Source organism: Zooshikella ganghwensis DSM 15267 (genome assembly GCF_000428585.1).
Classification (GTDB): Bacteria; Pseudomonadota; Gammaproteobacteria; order Pseudomonadales; family Zooshikellaceae; genus Zooshikella; species Zooshikella ganghwensis.
The window spans coordinates 1-6,526 of record NZ_AUAF01000202.1 but is presented as its reverse complement, the minus strand read 5'-3'; the positions used below and the strand labels follow the sequence as shown (position 1 = coordinate 6,526).

6 protein-coding genes and 1 pseudogene are annotated in these 6,526 nt (G+C 37.1%); 5 read left to right on the top strand and 2 right to left on the bottom strand.

Features of this window, described 5'->3' with window-relative positions; all coding sequences use genetic code 11:
• Positions 1–264: pseudogene (locus F607_RS34940) on the top strand (hypothetical protein); the annotation flags it as partial.
• On the opposite strand, the gene F607_RS33190 reads toward F607_RS34940, so the two are convergent.
• Both F607_RS33190 and F607_RS0123740 read right to left on the bottom strand, forming a co-directional pair.
• Positions 251–1,570 carry a cell division protein ZapB gene (locus F607_RS33190; RefSeq protein WP_051311781.1) on the bottom strand — a complete coding sequence of 440 codons (1,320 nt, stop codon included), beginning with the start codon at positions 1,568–1,570 and terminating at the stop codon, positions 251–253. The pseudogene F607_RS34940 and the gene F607_RS33190 sit on opposite strands and share 14 nt — an antisense overlap.
• Positions 1,571–1,786: 216 nt before the next feature.
• Positions 1,787–2,560 carry a substrate-binding periplasmic protein gene (locus F607_RS0123740; RefSeq protein ID WP_027710054.1) on the bottom strand — a complete coding sequence of 258 codons (774 nt, stop codon included), beginning with the start codon at positions 2,558–2,560 and terminating at the stop codon, positions 1,787–1,789.
• A gap of 936 nt (positions 2,561–3,496) precedes the next feature.
• Here F607_RS0123740 and F607_RS0123730 point away from each other — a divergent pair.
• From F607_RS0123730 to F607_RS0123715, 4 genes are all read left to right on the top strand, one after another.
• The gene (locus tag F607_RS0123730) at positions 3,497–4,105 is read left to right on the top strand and encodes a MarC family protein (protein WP_051311780.1); all 609 of its coding nucleotides are present in this window, start codon (positions 3,497–3,499) and stop codon (positions 4,103–4,105) included.
• A gap of 85 nt (positions 4,106–4,190) precedes the next feature.
• Positions 4,191–4,643: a GNAT family N-acetyltransferase gene (locus F607_RS31470; protein WP_051311779.1), complete on the top strand. Its 453-nt coding sequence runs from the start codon at positions 4,191–4,193 to the stop codon at positions 4,641–4,643.
• A gap of 417 nt (positions 4,644–5,060) precedes the next feature.
• Positions 5,061–5,783: an alpha/beta hydrolase gene (locus F607_RS0123720; RefSeq protein ID WP_027710052.1), complete on the top strand. Its 723-nt coding sequence runs from the start codon at positions 5,061–5,063 to the stop codon at positions 5,781–5,783.
• 41 nt (positions 5,784–5,824) lie between these two features.
• Positions 5,825–6,028: a hypothetical protein gene (locus F607_RS0123715; protein ID WP_027710051.1), complete on the top strand. Its 204-nt coding sequence runs from the start codon at positions 5,825–5,827 to the stop codon at positions 6,026–6,028.
• The last annotated feature ends 498 nt before the right edge of the window (positions 6,029–6,526 follow it).

Below are 6,526 nucleotides of genomic sequence, written 5' to 3'. Positions count from 1 at the left end.
ACCCACTGTCAGTCACGTAAAAAAGAAGCCACACATACTCATTTAAATGCTTCATTATCAGCACTTAATGTCTTGAAGTTAGAGGATCAGCTATTAAAAGGAAGTAATGATAGAACAGTAATTTCAATTGCCTCATGGAAACGTAAAAAATTTAATCAACACTTAATGGAAAAACTTTTTGACAAGTTAGGGTTAAGCTTAAGTATTCAAAAAGTCGCTCAAGTGTATAAACAGATGAGTGACTATGGGGCTATGGCTGCGTAAAAGTGTCTAGAGTATTGTTAAAATAGGTTTCCCAGTTTCTCTCTCCATCACCTCCAAAGCCCCGATTATCATTACTATCAAAATATTGAGCGTTTTTACCAAAAATCAGATCTACATAAGTAAAAATTGGGCCAATACCAAAACTGCAACCTAACGTATCAATATGGGAGTCTTCAACACTATTGCCTCCAGTCATCACACTGTAATCGTTATAACAAGTAATAGACTTTAGTTTATGCCAGTCAATATTAAAGGTTCTTGATACATTAAATACCCAGATATTGGCCTCTGATGGTATGAAGTATTTATCTGCATAGCCACCAAAGAGCACAGTTTCATTAGTAACCCCTTCAGGGTTCTTAGGATGATATTCGTAACGAATACCTTCAAATCTTATATTCCATTCATCAATATAGGTATCAGTATGTAGTGCTACTGCCCAATGATCTCCATTATCATTACTGACAGTGTTGTAGAGCTGGCCAACTAGTCCTGATACACCCACTTCTGTTTTCGAGGAAGTGCCATGAGAAAAGGTATAACCTACACGCGCATGAAGCCGGTTGCTTTCTTCATTGGCTTGCGTGCCAAAAGTACCACTGCTATCAGACAGTAGGTCATAAGTATAACGTTCCGCTTTACTGGAATTACCCCATTCTTCTGTTTTAATAAAGGCAATCTGTGCGTTCCAAGGTGCATTTGTGTAAGTGAGCTTTGCACCTAAGTCAAAATCCCATTCTAAACCCGCATAGTAATGGACACCCCACCACCAGTTGTTATCGGCATAAGGCAAAATTCCAAAGGGGGTTTCAATTACACCTATTTCCCCCCGCCATACTTCATCAAAATCATAACCAACAATAGCCCTAACAATGGTATCTTGGTAATTATAAAATGCATAAGCAACATTAAAGTCGATGTCTGAAATTTCGCCTTTAGCACCTAGAATGATTCGACTTGAACCCGTTCCTTTACGGCGATCATCATGCTCATGAGCACTACCTGAGTCTCGCCAAGCATAGTTAAATGCCAGTGAGCCAGTAGGTATAATAGTATCATTTCTTTTTACACTTACTTCAGGAGTAGTATTACTACTTGCCGTGTTTTTCACTATTTGATGAGGTTGATTTAACTGCTGAGCTTGTTCAATAAGTGCCAACTTATTCGTTAAATGCTCCAACTGATGTTTTAACAATTGAATTTCTTGACGTAAAAGCTGTATTTGATTTTCATTTGCATGTGTTAGTAGTGGAAAGGTATACGATAGAAGGAGTAAAAAAGAGCTGTGACATAAACGATTATACATCTTAATCAACCATCTAATGACTACTTATTATTAGGGCTATCTTGTTGTACTCGTAGTTAAGTATAATCGGTATTCTGAGTTACACCTATTTTACAGTCTACTGATAAACACTATTATAGAAATGAATACTAGTTTAACTATATCTATACATGTCGTGGAGTAGTTACATCATTCAATATATACTATTTCTTAACATGGTAATATTAACTGGATAGATTACTCCTTCTTTAAAATCATTTCATCGAATGTTTTATCGTATTCACCACTTCTTTTTAACGACAAAAAACCTTGATCAAACAACTTCATAATTTCTTTGTTATCTTGATTTTTCCTAGAAAGCAATAGATATACAGGTTTTTCATCTATCGGCTTTGTGTGGTTAGTGATAATTCTTGTAAAATTTGAAGAGAAATGTTTATTGAGCTCTGAATACCCTACAAAAAAATCATGAGGAAACAGGTCTATTCTTTTCCTATACAACATTTTGAATAGACTTATGTCTGACTTAATTCTTATTACATTGAGTATCTTTTTCTCTTCAAGAGCTTTGAATTCAGGAGAAATTATGGCTCCAATAGGAGCACCAATTCTATACTCTGTTAGTTTATCTAATGTATTCCATTTGAATTCAAAGTCTTTTCGATGAAAAAAAACAGCAGAAATATGAAGTAAAGGTTCTTTACTGAAATAGAAAAAAGGGGTGCGCTTCGGTGTCTTATACCAAAGGAACGTTCCATCAACATCACCTTTTTTACTCGTCTCAAGGGCTCTAGCCCAAGCTGTAAAGTGATAATGTACTTTAATACCTACTTTATCAAATGCTCTGCTAATAAGCTGGCAAACAAAACCATAGTGTTCTGCGTTTCTGTCCACATAAGGTGGCCAGTCATCTGCTGCAAGTACAAGGTTTTTGCTATGACTTAGAAGCGGTAATATTAAAAATACTAATAGGTAGGCCTTAATTACTAGTATGCCTATAGATCTGCTCATGAAAGGTATAATTCAAAAAAGTTAAGCTTTAATCTTCCTTGATTAAAAATTATAGTTAACTACAGGGTTTTATCCTGTAAATCTTCTAGAACCTCTGGTGATCCTTCGTCATCCTGAATAAGAAAAAATCCCTGAAAAAAAATGCTGGTAATCGCAGTTATTGGTTTTTGATCACTTTTAGTATTACTTAATACCAAGCTAAATAGAGTATCTGTTTTAAATGGGGATAGGATAAGAATAGCTGCAAGACCAATCGCTTAGCATTTTACGGCAATAAAATTCACCTTTGTTGAGCGTCTGTATAACACCCGTCGAACATGCCGTGAATCCTTCCCTGGAGGCTTGGTTACTGCATCCTTGCGGCAAACAGTTCGACATGTCTTACCCAGCCGTTGTCTTACAAATACCACATTGAAATATCATTTTTGTTTTTATAAGCATGAATGGAATATTGCAAAAAGCGTGTTTACAATGTTTGAATGGGGTTGTGACGCAGGTGTTGGGAGCACCGTTCGCAGTTGCAATTGCTTTGCAGCAGCTTACCCGGTTTTAGCTAGAAGACAAGGATTAAAAAGCAAAGCAAAATTGACTGTCATTTACAACAGTTTAGCTACCATAGGTTACAGTCAATAGCGTACATAATATACAACAATCATTACCTTACTTGCCTTTCAACTGTTTAGAAAACTGCTTTTAATTTACGAATACTCATTCCAGGTATCGATTCAATAAGCTTGTTTTTAAAGCAAACATTAAACTTATGGGTTATGAAGTATCCGTTGAAAATAGCCAGTCATTATTGTTATTTCAGGGGAGAGGATGCTTTAGAATTGAAGGGCGAGGTGCCCTATACTTTATAGGGTTAATGAAATAGTTAATGCTGAAGTTTTTTACAAGTACAGTGTGAGTTTGCTAACTAGCTGAGTAGAAGATCAAATGGTGAGTATAATTGAATCTGGTACATTGCTGCTTGCCCTGCTGAATCCATTTTTACTGATTATCTATTTGGTTGATCCAATGAAAAATCTTGATCAACTACAGTTTCAAAAGGTGTTAATAAGAGCGGGAGTTATAGCAGTTATGGTCTTTTGTTGTTTTGCTGTTTTAGGTGATGCAATTTTTTCAACCATTCATGCTGAGTTTGCATCATTTCAAATGTTTGGTGGTTTGATATTTATTATCATTGGTATGCAGTTCGTTTTTAAAGGTCCTACAGCGATAGAAATTTTACAAGGAGAAGCCGCTCATATTTCAGGCGCGATAGCAATGCCTGTTCTCATTGGTCCAGGCACAATTAGTGCCAGTGTTGTTATAGGTAAACGTCATGATCCACTTCTCGCATGTGGTATAGTGGTTATCGCAGTTTTCGCATCTGTGGCAATTGTGATACTGCTTAAACTCATTCATGATTATGTTCAGGTGCGTCGAGAAGCATTAATTGAACGGTATATTGAAATCGCTGGGCGAATTACTGCGCTGTATATTGGTACTGTTGCCGTGGAAATGGTGATGACAGGATTAAGGTCATGGCTGATGAAAGTGTAGTATGGTTTTTTTTAGTTTCGACTCTATAATGGGCTAATTTATCTGATAAGACTGGCGTTATATAGTGAATTGATAAGGATCTTGTGTGGAAATTCTGGTAGGAAAGCGTACTCACGTAGAAGCAATCACCGAAATATTTAATCATTATATTTTGACTTCAAATGCACGATTCGAAGAAGAAATATTTACCTATGAAAATCGTTTGGAATGGTTTTTACAATTTAATCCTGATACCAGGCACCAAATTTATGTAGCACAGACTCATAATGAAGTGTTAGGATTTGCATGCTCTCAACCTTATCGGCCTAGTATGGCTTTTAGCGAGACTGTCGAAGTAACAATCTATTTGCGTGAAAATACAAAAGGTGCAGGGATAGGAACAGCGCTGTATACCAGTTTATTCTCAGCGTTATCTACTCAAAGAGTGCATAGAGCACTTTGTGGAATTGCCTTGTCAAATGACGCATCGGTCAATTTTCACAGACGTTTTGGGTTTAGTGAAGTGGGTGTGTTTAATGAGAATGTTAGGGCCTGTTAACTCTATTTGAATATCACTGTTATGAGGGTAAAAGCACTAATCTAGGCGCGAAGCGTGAAGTTTAGTGGTTCTAAATGAACAATGAGCAACAACGAGTAGCGCTTTTACCATCATAACCCTTCGGGCCGTGATTATTTTTCCACCTAGCAGCGTTACAAGTCACTTATGTAGAATGACTACACGGCATTCCTTGTGCCTTGCCAGGTGGAAAAATAGTCTACGGCAGTGGTTATTCAAATAGTGTTAACAGGCCCTAGGTGATTCTAATTCAAAAGAAGGGTTTTTAGTGGGACTAAAAAACTAGTGAGAGTAACAATCAAAGCTAAAAAACGCTAGCTGGACCGTTATGCGATGAAGAGCCTCAGGCAAGTAGTTTACTACTTTGAGTTTAAAAGATAGATATTAAGGCTGTTCACAGTGCAAAGAAAAAACTTAATGATTGGTAGTATACCTGCAATTCTGTGGGGCGACGTATCAGAGAAGTTATTTATAGTAGTACATGGAGATAAATCAAATAAAGCAGATAATACAACTGTTATATTCGCAGAAGAAGCGACGAAATTAGGCTATCAAGTGCTCAGTTTTGACTTGCCTGAGCATGGTGATCGGGTTAATGAAACGTACCCTTGCAAAGTACAAAACGGTATTAAAGACTTAAACTGTATTATGCATTATGCTCAGCTTAGGTTTATGAATATTAGTTTATTTGCATGTAGTATAGGTGCATACTTTAGTCTGTTAGCATATAAGAATGATGAATTGAAACAATGCTTATTTCTGTCTCCTATTGTTGATATGGAAGGCATCATCGACAAAATGATGAGTTGGTTTGGCATTAGTGAAGATAGACTGCAAGTTGAAAAAGAAATATCTACACCTATTGGACATACCCTTTATTGGGATTACTACTGTTATGTAAAAAAACACCCTATTGTCAATTGGTCAGTGCCGACGTCAATTTTATATGGCTCCGAAGATGACATAAGTGAGTTTGAAGTTATTTCTTCGTTTTCAAATCGATTTAACTGTCACTTGGACATTTTAAAAAATGGAGAACATTTCTTTTATAGCGAGAAGCAACTAGATTATTTTAGACGATGGTTAAAAAACAGGCTAAAAAAACAGGACAATCGCATATAAAAAAGAGTACATGATGATCAGATATTGTACTTATGTAATGCTTGAGTTCATTTGTTCCTCCCGCAGCAGAAGACCATCCTTGGTCTTTACTGCTTACGGTGCTCCTGGTACCTGTTTCACTAACAAATTCAAGTATTGCTAACCCTTGCCCTGAATATACCCATAATGAATCATTTTTAGGTGCCAAAATAAAGTGGTATATACTCACGGCGAAGGGTTATTTAGGCGAGGCCACCGAGCGATGAAGCCCAGGAATTTTGATAAACTAAATGACTGGGGTGGCGGTTAAATGCTCCTGCATAAACTGCATTCCCACCATCCTTAGTGGTCAAGAGCGATGGTAACAAAGCCTAAAAATCATTCGTGAAGAGTATAACTACACATAATAGTAACTGCTGACGCATAAAGGGAGATTATGCCAATGTAATGCATTTGCAGGGCAATCGCATATAATTTTCCTTTATACTCGATTCCGGAGTTTTTAATGCTTGACTAGCTGGGTAAGATGGTTCTGAGAAGACTGGACTACAGCCAGGGCTCCTTTTCTTCGCCTTGCAAAGAACGATCAACACCCCGACTGCAGACCAGTTGTGTAGTAATATACCGCTTCTGTCTATCAATAGCGACTACTAGACGACGGTTTGTGATTATTAACCCTACACCACATGTAAAGAAGTTTGTTCAAGATATCAGCGGTGTTTTAGCCGCTTCTCAGCAATCTGCTGCATTCACTCATGCACAAT